This window comes from Nocardia terpenica (assembly GCF_013186535.1).
GTDB classification, from domain to species: Bacteria; Actinomycetota; Actinomycetes; order Mycobacteriales; family Mycobacteriaceae; genus Nocardia; species Nocardia terpenica.
Genome location: NZ_JABMCZ010000001.1, coordinates 114,602 through 131,490 on the forward strand (window position 1 = coordinate 114,602; position 16,889 = coordinate 131,490).

Sequence of the window (16,889 nt, forward strand, 5' to 3'; positions counted from 1 at the left end):
GGCGATTACAGTGGGGGCCATGGCCGGATCGGAACCGATGGTGGACGATCTCGGGGCCGAGGTCCCGGTGGTGCGTCCGGTGCGGCGCGTGGTGTCGCTGGTTCCCTCGCTGACCGAGGCCATCGCGGCCACCCACCCGGAACTGTTGATCGCGGCCACGGACTGGTGCACCCATCCGCCCGGGCTGGCGGTGCCGCGGGTGCGCGGGACGAAGAATCCGGACCTGCGGCGGATCGCGGAGCTGGCGCCGGATCTGGTGGTGTGCAATCAGGAGGAGAATCGCCGCATCGATGTCGAGCGGCTGCGCGCGGCACGAATCCCGGTGTGGGTCACCAGGATTCGCACCCTGGACGAGGCGTTCGCGGCGCTGACGCGGCTGTTCGTGGTGGCGCTCGGCACCGAGCGGCCATCGTGGTTGCCTGCGGCCGAACAGGTCTGGGCCGCCCCGCCCCCGGAACCGCTGCGGGGCGCGGTGATTCCGGTGTGGCGCAACCCCTGGATGGTGGTAGGTCGCGACACCTTCACCGGAGACCTGGCCCGCCGCTTGGGTTTACGCCTGGTACACGCCGATCGCCCCAACCGCTACCCGAAGGTATCCGAACGAGAACTCGTCGAGGGCGTCGAGATAGCCGTCCTCCCGGACGAGCCGTACGTATTCACCGAATTCGACGGCCCCGCAGCCTTCCCCGGCATCCCGGTGGCACTGGTGTCGGGCCGCGACCTCACCTGGTACGGCCCGTCGCTACTCACCGCCCGCACCACCCTGACCGATCAGCTGACCCGCGCCCGCCACCAACCAGCGGCTCGACCGGGTGAAATTCCGCGGTGATCGATGGAAATGAGGGGTGCGTTATGACTGTCACGCAGATCGACCTCGACGACGAGGCACTGAGGCAGACGATGGCGTTGTCCGGCGTGCGCACCAAGAAGGATGCCGTCAACCTCGCCCTGCGGTACTACGCCGATCAGCAGGAGCGCGCCGCTCGAGTGGCGCGCCACTTCGATCGCGCGCAGAAGTGGGGCGCGGTCGACGATGCCGACAAGCTGCATCGCGTGGAAAAGGCGGCGCGGGAGCGGTGATCTACTGCTCGATACGTCAGGGCTGGTACGTCTGCTGATTCCGCGCGGGTGGAACATTGGCGCGATGCGATCGATGCGAACACCGTGGCGTCCTACCCCACGGGCGGAGTTCCTCTACTGCGCGCGAATTCGACGAGATATCCGAGATGTTCGCCGACCTCTATCCGGAGGTCGGCGTCCCGAAACACGCGGGTCGATGGATTGCCGCGGTGCAGCACCGGATGTCGAGGTCGGGTGAGCACCGTAGTGCCTCGGCGGTGGATCTGATCATCGCCGCGACAGCCGCTCATCACGGCTTGACCGTGTTGCACGACGATGCGGATTTCAGGACCCTGGCTCGGCATGCGACCGACCTAGCGCAGCACAATGTCAAGGATATTCACCCTGGTGCAGCGGAGTAGCCCTCCTCGGGTCGTCTACCACGGCCACGTGCCGGTGGCCATGACCTCCCGGGTTATTGAGAGCGCGATCGCGGGCTGGCAGCGTCGGTAGCGACGTTCCACGCTCGACGAGAGGAGACGGATATGGCCACGGTCACCGCGATCGCCCCCGGCCTCAGCCTGCGCACCGTGCTGCGCACCGACGGAGGGAGCACCGCCGCCTTCGGTGTGGTGCTGCTGGCCGCGGGCCGGATCCTGCGCGACCCGCTCGGCCTGCCCCTCGCCTGGTCGATTCCGTTCGGGATCGCCATGCTCGGCGGCGCCGCCGCCCTACTGCTGATCGCGGGCTACCCCGACATCCCCACCCGCCTGGCCCGCACGGTAGTGGCAGTCAACCTCCTGTCCGCCCTGGCCCTACTGGTCCTCGCATTCACCGGGCTCATCCCCCTGACCGGCTGGGGCATAGCCTTCCTACTCATCGGCGCCCTCGTGGTCACAATCTTCGCCGACCTCGAGTACCTCGCCCTACGCCGCAAGCAACGCTGAAATCCCCTGCCCCACACCGCCAACAACCATCCGTCCTGCCCCCGCACCCGTCCGGTGCCCTCGGCTGCCGCCGTCCCGGCCTGTCGCTCTCATCATCCGGCCTGCCACCCTCGTCATCCCGGCATGCTTTTGGCCGGGATCAGGCGAACAGGGCGGCGTCGAGGGCGTATACGCGCTGGGCGTTGGTGCGGAAGATCTGTTCCAGTTCGGTTGGGCTGCCGTCTCGGTCGGCGAGTACCTCAACGACGGCCTGTGCGCTGTGCTCGATGCTCGTAATCGGTTTGTCCACGGGGAAATTCGAGCCCCAGATCAGGCGTTGCGCGCCGAAGACGTCGAAGGCGTGGTGCAGCAGCGGGGCCATGCGGTCGAGCAGCACCGCCACGGGGGTGGGGTTGCCGCGGGGCGGGACGGGGTGGCCGAGCACCGGCATGGCCAGCCCGCTCGCCTTGGCGACCACATTGGGATGCGTTGCGAGAGTGGCGATGTCGTCGCGCCACTGCACGAACAGCTCGCGGCGGCGGCCAGGGTTCGCGCCGGTGTGCCGACCCACCGGCCCGGCGATGCCCGCGGGCATGCCGAGGTGGTTCAGCACGATGGTCACCTCGGGGTAGCGGCGGGCCAGCGCGGTGACCTCGGGCAGTTGCTGCGAATACACCCACGCCTCGAACGACAGACCGCGCTCGGCCAGCACCGCGAACCCGTCCAGGAACGCCTTGCGGGCGAGCGCCCCCTCGGCCGGGAAGAACGAACGCACCCCCGGATCCGGGTGATGCGCGACCGCGGTGCGAATGCCCCGGAACAGCGGCGAGGCCGCCTGATGGGCGTCGATCAGGTCCGCGAAATTCTCCTCCGCCGGATCGCCGCGGCCGATGATCGCACCGAGCGCGGGCGTGTCGACACCGAGCGGAAGGCTCGCCACCCATCGTGTCTCGTCCGCCGCGCCGGTCGGTCGGCGGCTCGCCCACTCGACCTCCATGTGCACCAGCGCCTCCACCGGAACGCCCGCCGCGTCGTCGCGGTAGTCGGCGGGCAGGTACGGCCGCAGGTAGGCGTCCGGAAGCCCGACGAAGAACCGGTCCCGGCGCGGCATCAGCCGCGTCAGCAGATCCGCCGATATCGGTAGGTACCGCAGCAATCGCGCCTCCCGGCTGAACACCCGTGGCGTCCCGATCGGGTCCCACTGATGCACATGCGCATCCACCACACTGATTCCCGCGAGGTCCATGCTGCCCCTTCCGCGACGATCGCTCGGTGCCGAGGCCGATTGTCACACGGAACGGGGCGCGACCATCAGACGTTGCGGCGGTACTGGCCACCGACGGCGAAGAAGGTGTCGGTGATCTGCTGCAGGGTGCAGACGCGCGCGGCGTCCATGAGCACCTCGAAGACATTGTCGTCGGAGCGGGCGGCGGCCTCCAGGCGGGCCAGGGCGGCGTGCGCCTCGTCGCGATGGCGATGCCGGAAGGCGCGGGTGCGGTCGAGCTGGGACTGCTTCTCGTTCTCGGTGGCGCGGGCCAGCTCCAGCACGTGGTGTGGTTCGCCGTGCGGGTTGCGGAAGGTGTTCACGCCGACGATCGGGAGCGAGCCGTCGTGCTTGCGCCCCTCGTACAGCATCGACTCGTCCTGGATGCGGCCGCGCTGGTAGCCGGTCTCCATGGCGCCGAGCACGCCGCCGCGCTCGGAGATCCGGTCGAACTCGGCGAGCACCGCCTCCTCGACCAGATCGGTGAGCTCGTCGATGATGAAGCTGCCCTGCAGCGGATTCTCGTTCATCGCCAGCCCCCACTCCTTGTTGATGATCAACTGGATGGCCAGGGCGCGGCGCACCGATTCCTCGGTGGGCGTGGTGACCGCCTCGTCGTAGGCGTTGGTGTGCAGGCTGTTGCAGTTGTCGTAGATCGCGATCAGCGCCTGCAGCGTGGTGCGAATGTCGTTGAAGCTCATCTCCTGTGCGTGCAGGGAGCGCCCGGAGGTCTGGATGTGGTACTTGAGCTTCTGCGCGCGCTCGCCTGCGCCGTACTTGTCGCGCAACGTGATCGCCCAGATGCGCCGGGCCACCCGCCCGATCACCGAATACTCCGGATCCATGCCGTTGGAGAAGAAGAACGACAGGTTCGGCGCGAAGTCGTCGATGCGCATTCCGCGCGCGAGATACGCCTCCACATAGGTGAATCCGTTGGCGAGGGTGAACGCCAGCTGGCTGATCGGGTTCGCCCCCGCCTCCGCGATGTGGTAGCCGGAGATGGACACCGAATAGAAGTTGCGAACCCCGTTGCGCACGAACCATTCCTGGATGTCGGACATCATGCGCAGGCTGAATTCGGTGGAGAAGATGCAGGTGTTCTGGCCCTGGTCCTCCTTGAGGATGTCGGCCTGCACGGTGCCGCGCACGGTCGCCAGCGTCGTCGCCCGGATCTCGGCGGCCTCCGCCGGGCTCGGCTCGCGCCCCTCGGCCGCCGAGAAGCGGTGCAGCGCTTGGTCGATCGCGGTGTTGAGGAAGAACGCGAGAATGGTCGGCGCGGGGCCGTTGATGGTCATCGACACCGAGGTGGTGGGCGCGGTGAGGTCGAAACCGTCGTACAGCGCGGTCATATCGTCCAGCGTCGCGATGGACACCCCGGAGGTGCCGACCTTGCCGTAGATGTCGGGCCGCTCGGCCGGGTCGTGGCCGTAGAGCGTCACCGAATCGAAGGCCGTGGACAGGCGTTTCGCGTCGGCGTGCTCGGAGAGCACCTTGAACCGGCGATTGGTGCGGAACGGGTCGCCCTCCCCGGCGAACATGCGCGCCGGATCCTCGTTGTCGCGCTTGAACGCGAAAACCCCGGCCGTGAACGGGAATCGGCCCGGCAGATTCTCCGCACGCAGAAACCGCAGCAGCTCACCGTGATCGGTGTACCGCGGCAGCGCCACGCGCGAAATAGAGCTGCCCGACAACGAGACTCGCCGCAGCGCGGTGCGCAACTCCCGATCGCGCACCCGCACCACCTGCTCCTCGCCCCGATAGGACTCCGCGACGGCGGGCCAATCCGCCAGCAGGGCAGCGCTTTGCGGGCTCAGCTCCTTGCGCGCCCGCGCCAGCAGATCGGCCACCTCGCCGTTTCCGGGCAATTCGTCGAGCACCTGCTCGAAGCGTTGAACGCGTTGCGCGGCAACGATTTCCCGGGCGGTCTCGGCATGGTAGGCGCGGACCGTCTCCGCGATCTCGGCGAGGTAGCGGACCCGGGCGGGCGGAATGACCTGTGCGAACCGGGTCGACGCCCGGGTCTCGACTCGGGGCAGCACGCCGGGTTCCAGCACCAGGCCCCGCTCGCCGAGCCGGGCGGTCAGGTGCTGATACAGCGCGGTCACGCCGTCGTCGTTGAAGGTGGCCGCGCTGGTGCCGAAGACCGGCATGTCCTCGGGCGCGGCCCCGAATGCCTCCCGGTTGCGCACCAGCTGCCGGGACACGTCGCGCAGCGCGTCGGCGGCCCCGCGCCGCTCGAACTTGTTGATCGCCACCACATCCGCGTAATCCAGCATATCGATCTTCTCGAGCTGGGAGGCGGCGCCGAACTCGGGCGTCATCACGTACAGCGACACGTCGACGTGGTCCACGATCGCCGCGTCGCCCTGGCCGATGCCGGGCGTCTCCAGGATGACCAGGTCGTAACCCGCTGCCTTGCAGGCGAGAATCATCGCGTCGATATTGGTCGGCAGCTCGCGGGCGCCCCGGGTGGCCAGAGACCGGAAGTAGATGTGGTCGCCGTCCAGCGAATTCATCCGGATGCGGTCGCCGAGCAGCGCGCCGCCGCCGCGCCGCCGGGTCGGATCCGCCGCGAGGATCGCCACCCGCAGCTTGTCCTGCTGGTCCGAACGCAACCGGCGCACGAGTTCGTCGGTGAGCGAGGACTTTCCGGAACCGCCGGTGCCCGTGATGCCCAGCACCGGCGCGACCCGCCCGGCCGCGGCGGCCGCCAGCGCATCCCGGTCGGCCTGCGGTAGCGTGTCCTGCTGCAGGCAGGTGATGGTGCGCGCCAATGCCTTTCGCTCCCCGGCCAGCACGGCCTCCACCGGCGCGGGTGCGGTCGACAGGTCGACATCGCAGTCGCGGATCAGCTCGTTGATCATGCCCGGCAGCCCGAGCCGCTGGCCGTCCTCGGGGGAGAAGATCCGCACGCCGGATTCGGCCAGCCGCGCGATCTCCTCGGCCACGATCACGCCGCCGCCGCCCCCGAAGATCCGCACGTGCCCGGCTCCCGCCTCGCGCAGCGCCGCCGCCAGATATTCGAAGTACTCGACGTGCCCGCCCTGATACGAGCTCACCGCCACGCCCTGCACGTCCTCGGTGAGCACCGCGTCGACGACCTCGTGCACGGCCCGGTTGTGACCGAGATGGATCACCTCCGCGCCCTGCGACTGCAGAATCCGCCGCATGATATTGATCGCCGCGTCGTGCCCGTCGAACAGCGCGGCCGAGGTCACGAAACGCACCGGATGAACCGGAACATGCAGGTCGGGCATGACAGCCTCCACAACCGAGCAGCTCTTGGCGTCCCGATAGTAGGACGTCAAAGCAACTGTACTGTGATGTCGGCCACCGTGCCATGGCCCCCGGGGTTCGACTCAGGGTGACCGCAACTCGCGACATCGGGGCGGACTCGAGTTGCGATCGATTCGCTGCCGCAAACACCCAAGTCAGCGGCGTGAATCCGGAGGACGAACCATGGGCCCGACTTTTTTCCGGCACAGTGGCGTGGCCGCCGCGCTCGGTGTCGCGCTGCTGGCGGCGCCGGTCGCGCAGGCGGAGCCGACGCCGCTGAACGGCCTGTTCGCGCTGGCGCCCGGCGTGTGCGCCAACGGCGCGGTGACCGGCAGCTTCTTCCGCATGATCCTGCCGACCGGCGATGCCGGTGGACCGTACCTGCAGAACAGCGATTCGCACTGCAGCGACCAGACGGTGACGCCGCTGTCGGCGGGTACCGACGGCGGGTTGGTGAGCGGCAGCTATCAGCCGCAGCCGGACGCCGCCTTCGATGCCGCGGGCAATGCCCGCTCGGGCCGGGTCACCACGCCGGTCCGCTTCTACGGCGTCGACTTCGCCACCGCCACCAATCCGACCGATCCGCAGACCGGCTCGGGGACCGGGCGACCGGAGATCTCCAATTCCGGCGGGCAGTTGTCCGGCGACCTGAGCAGCCTCGGTGTCACCTGGAACAACCAGGTGTTCAACCAGGGCTCGCCGAAGCCCGGCGGCGGACTGCCGGGCAAGACCAGCCCGGTGCACGGAAGTATCGACGGCGCGGGCAATTTCGTCATCGAGTGGACGAGCCAAATTGTCGGGGGCCCGTTCAACAACTTCACCGGGCTGTGGCATCTGGCGGGTCGGTACCGCGGTGGGCCGGTGGCTCCGGCGGCCGCGCCCATCGCCCCGGCCCCGCCCGCCCCGGCGGCCGCCGCACCCGCGCCGCCCGTACCTGCCGCCGCGCAACCCGGTGTTGCTCCGGCGGCTCCCGGCCAGCCCGGCGCTGCCTCGGCCGCCGCCACACAGTCCGGTGGCGCTCCTGCGGCCTCCACTCGGCCCGGTAGCGCTTCCGTGGCCTCCGCCCAGCAGATCGCCCACGGCGACCCCGTTTTGGCGACCCGAACCGTCGATCTGCCCGCGCGCCAGCATGTTCCGGTCTGGGTGATCCCCGCTCTGGTGCTGGTGGCGATCGTGGCGGCGGGCGTTTTCGTGAAGGCCGATGCCATCGCGGGCCGGAAGCGGTCCTGATGGCGACCGGCCAATTGTCCGGTCTCCCGGCGTATTCGGAGTTCGTCTCGACTATCGAGACCGCGCCGCCGCCGAAACCGCGGTGGCCCTTCGTGATCGTGACGGTGCTCGGCCTGGCGCTGATCGTGGCGCCGCTGATCACCGGCATGTTCCCGCGAGCGGCCAAGGGGCAGGCCATGATCGCGGCCTTCGGGCCGTACGTGACCGGTTCGAGCATCGATGCCTACCGTGGCGATCTGCGGGTGCTCGACGACGCGCGCACGAATCTGCTCACCCTGCGGGCGCAGGGCCTCGAGCCGGGCCGATACGAGCGCATCGACCGATTCGTGCACGACTATCCGGACATTCGCTCCGACATCTCCGGCATGGTCGACGCGATCGATGCGAATCGCGGCAACTACCGGCGCCTGGCCGATCTGCCGCCGCTCGGTGCGTTGCCCTGGTTGCTGGCGCTGCCGGGGCTCGTCCTCGTCGCCGCCGGGGTCTTCGGGTACCGGCGGGCGGCATCGGGCCGCGGCGCGGTGGCGTGGGCCTCGGTGGCGGGCCTGGCCGGGGCCGCGCTGATCGCGATTCCCCTTGCGGGCGGCCTGTTCTCGGCGGCGTCGGCCGGGCAGCCGCTGATCGACGGCTTCCGGCCCATCCTCACCCACGACGAGGTCCGCAGGGTGCAGGGCTATTTCGTGACGCTGGTGGCCGCGGACGGCGAGCTGAACAGCCGGTACACCGCCGAGGTCCGCGCGGCCCATCCGCAGGCCGACCTGACCGGCATCACCGCCCTCGAATCTCGCTGGCAGCCGATGACTTCCCGCTTCGCGGCCCTCATCGGGGCGATGAACGACGAGGTTCGCGACTTCGACGCGGTCGTCGCGCTGAACGACATCACCCGGCCGCTCGGCTTCGGAGCCTTCCGGGCACTGGGCTGGTTCTACCTCGTGCCCGGGGCGATCGTGCTGGTTGTAGCGGCGGCCGGTGTGCGTCCTCGTTCGTCCGAGTCGGGAGGCGAAAGGCCATGATCGGCAACAGAATACGGGTGCGCGCGCTCGCGACCGGCATGGTCGTGCTCGCGACGATGGCATCGGCGCTCGCCGGATGCTCTAGTTCCGGATCCGGCTCGCCGTCGGCCGTCGGCCCCGAGCCGCTGATCGGATTGCTCAGGTTCACACCGGGTTCCGTGCGGGGCGACACCGTGTCGGGCACCTGGTTCCGCATGGTGCAACCCGGTGGCACGCCCGATCGCGGGCCGTACATGCCCAATGGCGACTCCCCGGCGCAGGCCGGGGCGACCACCCTGCTGGAGCCGGGCACCGCCGGTGGGCTGCGTACCGGCGGCTTCCAGAGCGAGCCGAATCCCGGCTTCGCCCAGGGGAATTCGCTCGCGGCCTCGATTACCAAGCCGACCAGGTTCTTCGCTGTGGAGTTCGGGATCTCCACGAATCCGGTGGATCCGCAGACCCGGCGCACCGTGCCGCCGCCGACCGTGGTGAACAAGGGCGGCGCCCTGACCGCCGACCTGTCCTCGTGGGCGGCCTCGTGGAACGACCAGGAGTTCAACCAGGGCGCGCCCAAACCGCCGGAGCGGCAGGACGCCCGGGTGGCCGGGGTCGAGCAGGTGCAGAAGGTCTGGGACTGGGTGGCGCAGAAGTGGTTCGACCAACCGAAAGCCGATGCCGCCCAGGGCCCCTCGGCCACCGGGCACTACGACCCGAAGACCCGGAAGTTCACTTTGCAGTGGACCAGCCTGATCGTCGGCGGCCCGTTCAACGGCTTCACCGGCGTCTGGCACCTGGAGGGCGTATTCGAGCCCGCCGACGCCGCCCCGAAAACCCCTGCGGCTCCGGCCAAATAGCGAAAATCGAAGGAGAACCATCCGATGTCCCCTCGCTCGATCAGGCCCGGATTGGCCGGTGCCATCCGCGTGGTGGCCGCGGTCACCGTCGTGGGCAGTGCGGTGGCGATCACCGCCCTCTCCGTACGGGAGCGCGACCAGGTCACCTCCGTGGTGGTAACCCAGGACCAGCCCACCGCCGCGGTGACACCAACCTCCGAAACCCCTTCGGAGACAGGAGCACCCGCCTCCACCGATGCTGCCCCGGCTGATGCTGGACCGGCCCCCGCTGCGGTCGGTTCTGCCTCGGCTGGTGCTGCACCGGCCTCCGCTGCGGTCGGTTCTGCCCCAGCTGGCGCTGCACCCGCCCCGGCTGCCGCCGGTACTGCCCCCGCTGCCGTACCGCTCGGCACCGGACCGGCGGCCTCGGTCCCTCTGAACACCGCACCGGGCGCGAATTCCGGTGCGGTGCCGGGCACGGCCCCCGGCGCAACCGATTCGGTTCCCCTCGCCACGGGCGCGACAGGGGACGCCCCGGCGGCCTCGGTTCCCTTGGCCGACAGCCCCTTTGCCACCGCCCCCGTGAACACCCAACCGGCCTGCCCGCTGGGCTGGCCCGCGCCGAAGCAGCAGGGCGGACTGGCCTCGCTCATCGGGCTGGCGCCGCTGGCGGGTCCCTTCTCCTCGGAGGCGTTCGCGCTCGGCTCGGTGTACCAGCCGATCCTGCGGCTGGCCGGTCCGGTGCTGGCCGAGATCGCCCCGGTGATCGCGCACTATCAGCCGCAGATCGACCCGGTGATCACCCGGGTACAAGGCGTGGAAGCCGTTGTGCTACAGGCGATCCTGCCCTACTACGGCCCCTACCGCAGCCAGCTCATCGCGGCCGAGGGTAAGGTCGCCCGGCAGCTCGCTCCCATCCTGGACCGCGCCTACAACTCCGAGATCGCCTCCTGCTTCGTGGCCTGGCAGGGCCAGCTCATCGATCAGGCCGAGGGCGGCCCGATCCGCGTCCCCTCGCTGGCTCACCCGGGCGCCGTCGTCGAACTCGGCCCGCGGCCCTGACCTGGCGTTACGTCCGGAAGTGAGGAATGCCACACTTCCGGATGGCTCTGGATTTACTTGGACATCCAACTATAGGATGACCGTAAATCGAGCGTGGTCACCACGCCGCCGCAGTCGAGCATCGAGGTCAGCAGCGACATGGTTCGAGAACTCACACACTTCATCGGCGGGCAGCGCGTCGCGGGGGCTTCGGGCGTCTTCGGCGACGTCTACGATCCCAACTCCGGGCGGGTGCAGGCGCGGGTGCCGCTGGCCAGCGGCGCCGAGGTTGCCGAGGTCGTCGCGAATGCCGCTGCGGCGCAGCGGGAGTGGGCCGCGCTCAACCCGCAGAAGCGGGCCCGGGTGCTGATGCGGTTCCTGGCCCTGGTTCAGGACGAGATGGATTCGCTGGCGGCGCTGCTGTCGGCCGAGCACGGCAAGACGATTCCCGATGCCAAGGGCGATATCCAGCGCGGCCTCGAAGTGGTCGAATTCGCCACGGGCATACCGCATCTGCTCAAGGGCGAGTACACCGAGGCGGCCGGTACCGGCATCGACGTGTACTCCATGCGGCAGCCACTGGGCGTGGTCGCGGCCATCACCCCGTTCAACTTCCCGGCCATGATCCCGCTGTGGCAGGCCGGTCCGGCGCTGGCGTGCGGAAACGCGGTGGTGCTCAAGCCGTCCGAGCGCGATCCCTCGGTGCCGCTGCGGCTGGCCGAGTTGTTCCTGGAGGCGGGTCTCCCCCCGGGTGTGTTCAACGTGGTCAACGGCGACAAGGTGGCGGTGGACGCGCTGCTCACCGATCCGCGCGTCCAGGCGGTCGGCTTCGTCGGTTCGACCCCGATCGCCCAGTACATCTACGAGACGGCGACCGCGCACGGCAAGCGCGCCCAGTGCTTCGGCGGCGCCAAGAACCACGCGATCGTCATGCCCGACGCCGACCTCGACGATGTGGCCGACCAATTGGTCGGCGCCGGTTACGGTTCCGCGGGCGAACGCTGCATGGCCATCTCGGTGGCGGTGCCGGTCGGCGAGGAGACCGCGGATCGCCTGGTGGCCAAGCTGACCGAGCGCGTGCACAAGCTCAATGTCGGCCGTTCCGACGCTCCCGGCGTGGATTTCGGCCCGCTGGTCGGCCGCGACGGCGTGGACCGGGTGAACTCCTACATCCAGGTCGGCGTCGACGAGGGCGCTGAGTTGGTGGTCGACGGCCGCGGCCTGCGGGTCGAGGGCGCCGAGGACGGATTCTTCGTCGGCGCAACGCTGTTCGACAGGGTGACCCCCGAGATGCGGATCTACCGGGAGGAGATCTTCGGCCCGGTGCTGACCGTGGTGCGCGCCAAGGACTACGACGAGGCGCTGCGCCTGCCGAACGACCACGAGTACGGCAACGGCGTCGCCATCTTCACCCGCGACGGCGACACCGCCCGCGACTTCGCGGCCCGGGTGCAGGTCGGCATGGTCGGCATCAACGTGCCCATCCCGGTGCCGATCGCGTACCACACCTTCGGCGGCTGGAAGCGGTCCGGCTTCGGCGATCTCAACCAGCACGGCCCGGACTCGATCCGCTTCTACACCAAGACCAAGACGGTGACCCAGCGGTGGCCCTCCGGCGTCAAGGAGAGCAACCACTTCGTCATCCCGACCATGGACTGACCATGTTCGTACTCGACGAGGACGAGAAGGCGATCACCGCCACCGCCCGCTCCTTTGCCGACGAGATGCTCGCCCCGCACGCGCTGGAATGGGATGAGCGCAAGCACTTTCCGATCGACGTGGTGCGCAAGGCGGGCTCGCTCGGCATGGGTGGCATCTACGTGGCCGAGGACGTGGGCGGTTCGGGCCTGCGCCGCCTGGACGCGGTGCGCGTCTTCGAACAGCTCGCCACCGGCTGCCCGGCCATCGCCGCCTACCTGTCCATCCACAACATGGTGGCGTGGATGATCGACCATTACGGCGATGCGGCGCAACGGAATCGGTGGTTGCCCGGGCTCGCCGGAATGGACCTGCTCGGCAGCTACGCGCTGACCGAGCCGGGCGCCGGCTCGGATGCGGCGGCGTTGCGCACCAAGGCCGTTCGCGACGGCGACGACTATCTGCTCACCGGCGTCAAGCAGTTCATCTCCGGCGCGGGCAGCACCGACGTATACGTGGTGATGGCCCGCACCGGCGCGGAGGGGCCGCGCGGCGTCTCGGCGTTCATCGTGCCCGCCGACACCCCGGGAATCTCCTTCGGCGCCAACGAGAAGAAGATGGGCTGGAACGCGCAGCCCACCCGCCAGGTGGTGCTCGACGGGGTCCGGGTGCCCGCCGCCAACCTGCTCGGCAAGGAGGGCAACGGTTTTCGCATCGCCATGAACGGGCTCAACGGCGGGCGGCTCAATATCGCCGCCTGCTCGCTGGGGGGTGCGCAGGCGGCACTGGACAAGACGGTCGCCTACCTGGCGCAGCGCACGGCATTCGGGGCGCGGCTGCTGGACAATCCGGCGCTGCAATTCGAGCTGGCCGACATGCGGACCTCGCTGGAGGCCGCCCGAACCCTGCTGTGGCGGGCGGCCGCGGCGCTGGACGCCGACGCCGCGGACAAGGTCGAGCTGTGCGCGATGGCCAAGCGATTCACCACCGACGCCGGTTTCGAGGTCGCCAACAAGGCGCTGCAATTGCACGGCGGCTACGGCTATCTCGCCGAATACGGCGTGGAGAAGATCGTCCGGGATCTGCGCGTGCATCAGATCCTGGAGGGCGCCAACGAGATCATGCGGGTCGTCGTCGCCCGCTCGATGGTAGGAGCAGCATGACCGATCCGGAAGTCATCGTCTCGGAGCGCGACGGGCTGGGCCTGATCACGCTCAACCGGCCCAGGGCCATCAACGCGCTGAATCATCCGATGGCCCTGGCGATTCTGGACGCGCTGCGCCGGTGGGCCACCGACGACGCGGTGCGCGCGGTCGTGCTCACCGGGGCGGGCGAGCGCGGGCTGTGCGCGGGCGGTGATATCGTCGCCATCCACAACGACGCCAAAGCCCTTGCCGCCGACGCGGATTCGGCAGCCGCCGCGGCGTCGCCGTCCGGCCGGTTCTGGCGTGACGAATACACCCTCAACGCCTACATCGCGCGCTACCCGAAGCCGTACGTGGTGGTCATGGACGGCATCGTGATGGGCGGCGGGGTCGGCCTGTCCGGGCACGGCAGCCACCGCATCGTCACCGAGCGGTCCAAGATCGGCATGCCCGAGACGGGTATCGGCTTCGTCCCGGATGTCGGTGGGACACATCTGCTGTCGCGGGCGCCGGGGGAGATCGGCACCCACGTCGCGCTGACCACGGCCCGCATGACCGCCGGGGACGCCATCGCCGCCGGATTCGCCGACTACTTCGTGCCCGCCGACGAGATTCCGGCGCTGCTGGACGCCCTGCGCACGGCCGAGCCGGAGGTGGCGATCGCCAAATTCGCCCGGCCCGCACCGGTTTCCGGGCTGCTCGGGCAGCGCGACTGGATCGACGCCTGCTACGGCGCCGACACCGTCGAGGAGATCGTCGCCCGGCTGCGGGCGCACGAGTCGCCGGAGGCGAACAAGGCGGCGGCCGATATCGCGGCGAAATCGCCGGTGGCCCTGAAGGTCGCGCTGCGCTCGCTGCGCAACGCCCGCGGCCTCGGGAGCCTCGAGGCGGCGCTGAACGCGGAGTACCGGGTCTCGATCGCCTGCCTGACCAGCCACGATCTGGTCGAGGGCATTCGCGCGCAGGTGGTCGACAAGGACCGCGATCCGCGGTGGCGGCCCGCCACCCTCGACGCGGTCACCGCCGCGCAGGTCGATTCCTACTTCACCGCACTGAGCGACGCCGAGCTGAATCTCGTTGCCCCGGAAGGACACTGATGAGCACAACCGTCGGATTCCTCGGCCTCGGCCACATGGGCGGGCCGATGGCCGCGAACCTGGTGCGGGCGGGCTACCGGGTGCTCGCCTTCGACCCGGTCCCGGCCGCGCGGGAACAGGCCCGCGCCGACGGCGCGGAGGTGGTCGACACCGCGGTCGCCGCTGTCGCCGAGTCGGAGATCGTCCTCACCATGCTGCCCAACGGCCGCGTCGTGCTGGACGTCTACCGTGACATTCTCGACGCCGCCAAGCTCGGCACCCTGTTCGTCGACTGCTCCACCATCGATGTGGCCGACGCGCAGCAGGCCGCGGAACTGGCCGTGGCGGCGGGACATCGGGCCCTGGACGCCCCGGTGTCCGGCGGCGTCGCGGGCGCGGCGGCGGGCACCCTGACCTTCATGGTGGGCGGCGCGGAGACCGATTTCGCCGCCGCGCTGCCGCTGTTCGAGGTGATGGGCGGCAAGGTCGTGCACTGCGGCGGCGCGGGCGTCGGGCAGGCCGCCAAGATCTGCAACAACATGATGCTCGGCATCTCCATGATCGGGCTGTCGGAGGCCATCGTGCTGGGCGAGAAGCTGGGCCTGAGCCACGACAAGTTCTACGACGTGGTCTCCACCGCCTCCGGGCAGTGCTGGTCGCTGACCTCCTACTGTCCGGTGCCCGGCCCGGTCCCGGCCAGCCCCGCCAACAACGACTACCGGCCCGGCTTCGCCACCGCGCTCATGACCAAGGACCTGGGCCTGGCCGCGAACGCCTTGCGCGCCAACGGCGTCGACGGGCGCATCGGGGCCCTCGCCGCAGAGATCTACGACCGCTTCAACCGGACCGATGGCGAAAGGGACTTTTCGGCTATCGTGACCGACGTCCGTAGACGATCGGGAGAGGAACGGCCGTGACAGACTTCGAGACCATTCTTTTGGAGCGCAAGGGCCGCGTCGCGCTGATCACGCTGAACCGCCCGAAGGCGCTCAATGCGCTGAACTTTCAGGTGCTGGCCGATATGACCGCCGCCCTCGACGAGCTCGGGGCCGACGAGAATATCGGGGCGGTCGTGATCACCGGGTCGGAGAGGGCGTTCGCGGCCGGGGCCGACATCAAGGAGATGCAGACCCGGTCCTATATGGACGTCTTCCTCAGCGACCACTTCGCGGGCTGGGATCGGCTGTTCACCGGGTTCCGCAAGCCGACCATCGCCGCGGTCGCCGGGTACGCCCTGGGCGGCGGCTGCGAGCTGGCCATGATGTGCGACATCCTGATCGCCGCCGACACCGCGAAGTTCGGCCAGCCGGAGATCAAGCTGGGCGTCATTCCCGGCATGGGCGGCTCGCAGCGGCTCACCCGCGCCGTCGGCAAGGCCAAGGCGATGGACCTGATCCTCACCGGCCGCAATATGGACGCCGCCGAGGCCGAGCGCGCCGGGCTGGTGGCCCGCGTGGTGCCCGCCGCCGAGCTGGTATCGACCGCCGTCGAGGCCGCCGAGACCATCGCCTCACTCTCGCTGCCCGCGGTAATGATCGCCAAGGAGGCGGTCAACCGCTCCTTCGAGACCACCCTCGCCGAGGGAGTCCGCTTCGAACGCCGCGTCTTCCACTCCCTGTTCGCCACCGAAGACCAGAAGGAAGGCATGACCGCCTTCGTCGACAAGCGCCCGGCCAACTTCCACCACCGCTGATTCCACAGACTCCCATCGGACTCACCATGATCCGGGCGTGCGGCCATCATGATCCCGGCGTGCGGCCATCATGATCCCGGCGTGCTTTTGGCCGGGATCTCGCGGTGGATTCCGGCCAAAAGCACGCCGGAATCATGTGCCGTATTGCAGGAACGGCGGGGCGGTCCCCGGTCCAGTAGCCTGGGCTGCGTGTTCAGGCGGGTGATGACTGCGGTGACTATGGTCGGCGCGGTGCTGGTGGTGGCCGGGTGCGGCCACTCCGGTGGGTCGCCCACGGCCGCCGCGCCGGCGAGTACCGCGCCCGTGCAGGCCGAGCCCGGTGCGAGCGTCGGGCGGTGCGGCTCGGAGAGCGACGCCGATCTGTCCGCGGTGACGGGGCTGGCCGGGCTGCGGCTGGTCGCGCAGAATCCGTTGCGTTGCAGCTGGGAAGCCGACGGCGCGGGCGACTACTCCGTGGTCTTCGAATGGTTCCGCGGCAGCCCGCTGGACCAGCGCCGCACCGAGGTGACCCTCGGCCCGCCCACCGCCGTCCAGGTGGCGGGCCATCCGGGCATCGTCTGGACGGGCGCCCGGGCGTGCGAGATCGCGGTCGGCTCCGGCGGCGCGGACTTCATCGACTGGAAGATCACCGCGAGCTCCGCGAACGACCAACGGCCCCAGCCCTGTTCGGCCCTGGAACAACTGGCCGCCACCACCCTCGCCAAGGCCGAATAGTC

General features: G+C 69.6%; 16 protein-coding genes. 14 read left to right on the forward strand and 2 right to left on the reverse strand.

The annotated features are described in order from the left end of the window. The first annotated feature begins 19 nt into the window (after window positions 1-19). The 4 genes from HPY32_RS00565 to HPY32_RS00580 all read left to right on the forward strand — a co-directional run bounded on the left by HPY32_RS00565 (window position 20) and on the right by HPY32_RS00580 (window position 2,006). Complete coding sequence (locus HPY32_RS00565; protein ID WP_067581954.1) at window positions 20-829, forward strand: helical backbone metal receptor; 810 nt, start codon at window positions 20-22, stop codon at window positions 827-829. 23 nt (window positions 830-852) lie between these two features. Further along, the gene (locus tag HPY32_RS00570; RefSeq protein WP_067581955.1) at window positions 853-1,080 is read left to right on the forward strand and encodes a type II toxin-antitoxin system VapB family antitoxin; all 228 of its coding nucleotides are present in this window, start codon (window positions 853-855) and stop codon (window positions 1,078-1,080) included. A gap of 146 nt (window positions 1,081-1,226) precedes the next feature. After that, the gene (locus HPY32_RS00575) at window positions 1,227-1,481 is read left to right on the forward strand and encodes a PIN domain-containing protein (protein ID WP_197696388.1); all 255 of its coding nucleotides are present in this window, start codon (window positions 1,227-1,229) and stop codon (window positions 1,479-1,481) included. Between the two features lie 123 nt (window positions 1,482-1,604). Beyond that, window positions 1,605-2,006, forward strand: coding sequence for a hypothetical protein (locus tag HPY32_RS00580; protein WP_067581957.1), 402 nt, complete (start codon window positions 1,605-1,607; stop codon window positions 2,004-2,006). A gap of 139 nt (window positions 2,007-2,145) precedes the next feature. On the opposite strand, the gene HPY32_RS00585 is transcribed toward HPY32_RS00580, so the two are convergent. Continuing rightward, on the reverse strand, window positions 2,146-3,231 hold the full coding sequence (locus tag HPY32_RS00585) for an amidohydrolase family protein (RefSeq protein ID WP_067581960.1): 1,086 nt from the start codon (window positions 3,229-3,231) through the stop codon (window positions 2,146-2,148). A gap of 65 nt (window positions 3,232-3,296) precedes the next feature. Then, window positions 3,297-6,506 carry a fused isobutyryl-CoA mutase/GTPase IcmF gene (gene icmF, locus HPY32_RS00590; RefSeq protein WP_067581963.1) on the reverse strand — a complete coding sequence of 1,070 codons (3,210 nt, stop codon included), beginning with the start codon at window positions 6,504-6,506 and terminating at the stop codon, window positions 3,297-3,299. 202 nt (window positions 6,507-6,708) lie between these two features. Between icmF and HPY32_RS00595 the strand changes: the two genes are divergently transcribed. The 10 genes from HPY32_RS00595 (at window position 6,709) to HPY32_RS00640 (ending at window position 16,887) form a co-directional block, all read left to right on the forward strand. Continuing rightward, entirely contained in the window at window positions 6,709-7,755 is a 1,047-nt protein-coding gene (locus HPY32_RS00595; RefSeq protein ID WP_067581966.1) for a hypothetical protein, read from the forward strand. Continuing rightward, a complete protein-coding gene (locus tag HPY32_RS00600) occupies window positions 7,755-8,768 on the forward strand; it encodes a hypothetical protein (RefSeq protein ID WP_082870880.1) in 1,014 nt (337 codons plus the stop codon). The genes HPY32_RS00595 and HPY32_RS00600 overlap by 1 nt, the downstream gene beginning before the upstream one ends. Continuing rightward, window positions 8,765-9,601, forward strand: a complete 837-nt coding sequence (locus tag HPY32_RS00605) for a hypothetical protein (RefSeq protein WP_228785974.1) — start codon at window positions 8,765-8,767, stop codon at window positions 9,599-9,601. Before HPY32_RS00600 ends, HPY32_RS00605 begins: the two co-directional genes overlap by 4 nt. Window positions 9,602-9,625: 24 nt before the next feature. Beyond that, on the forward strand, window positions 9,626-10,642 hold the full coding sequence (locus HPY32_RS00610) for a hypothetical protein (protein WP_067581968.1): 1,017 nt from the start codon (window positions 9,626-9,628) through the stop codon (window positions 10,640-10,642). Between the two features lie 138 nt (window positions 10,643-10,780). Then, entirely contained in the window at window positions 10,781-12,280 is a 1,500-nt protein-coding gene (locus HPY32_RS00615) for a CoA-acylating methylmalonate-semialdehyde dehydrogenase (RefSeq protein ID WP_067585464.1), read from the forward strand. 2 nt (window positions 12,281-12,282) lie between these two features. Then, on the forward strand, window positions 12,283-13,422 hold the full coding sequence (locus tag HPY32_RS00620; RefSeq protein ID WP_067581971.1) for an acyl-CoA dehydrogenase family protein: 1,140 nt from the start codon (window positions 12,283-12,285) through the stop codon (window positions 13,420-13,422). Beyond that, a complete protein-coding gene (locus tag HPY32_RS00625) occupies window positions 13,419-14,501 on the forward strand; it encodes an enoyl-CoA hydratase/isomerase family protein (RefSeq protein ID WP_067581974.1) in 1,083 nt (360 codons plus the stop codon). Before HPY32_RS00620 ends, HPY32_RS00625 begins: the two co-directional genes overlap by 4 nt. Continuing rightward, window positions 14,501-15,397 carry a 3-hydroxyisobutyrate dehydrogenase gene (gene mmsB, locus HPY32_RS00630; RefSeq protein WP_067581977.1) on the forward strand — a complete coding sequence of 299 codons (897 nt, stop codon included), beginning with the start codon at window positions 14,501-14,503 and terminating at the stop codon, window positions 15,395-15,397. Before HPY32_RS00625 ends, mmsB begins: the two co-directional genes overlap by 1 nt. Next, window positions 15,394-16,173, forward strand: coding sequence for an enoyl-CoA hydratase (locus tag HPY32_RS00635; RefSeq protein WP_067581980.1), 780 nt, complete (start codon window positions 15,394-15,396; stop codon window positions 16,171-16,173). Before mmsB ends, HPY32_RS00635 begins: the two co-directional genes overlap by 4 nt. Before the next feature lie 204 nt (window positions 16,174-16,377). Beyond that, a complete protein-coding gene (locus tag HPY32_RS00640; protein ID WP_067581984.1) occupies window positions 16,378-16,887 on the forward strand; it encodes a DUF3558 family protein in 510 nt (169 codons plus the stop codon). The last annotated feature ends 2 nt before the right edge of the window (window positions 16,888-16,889 follow it).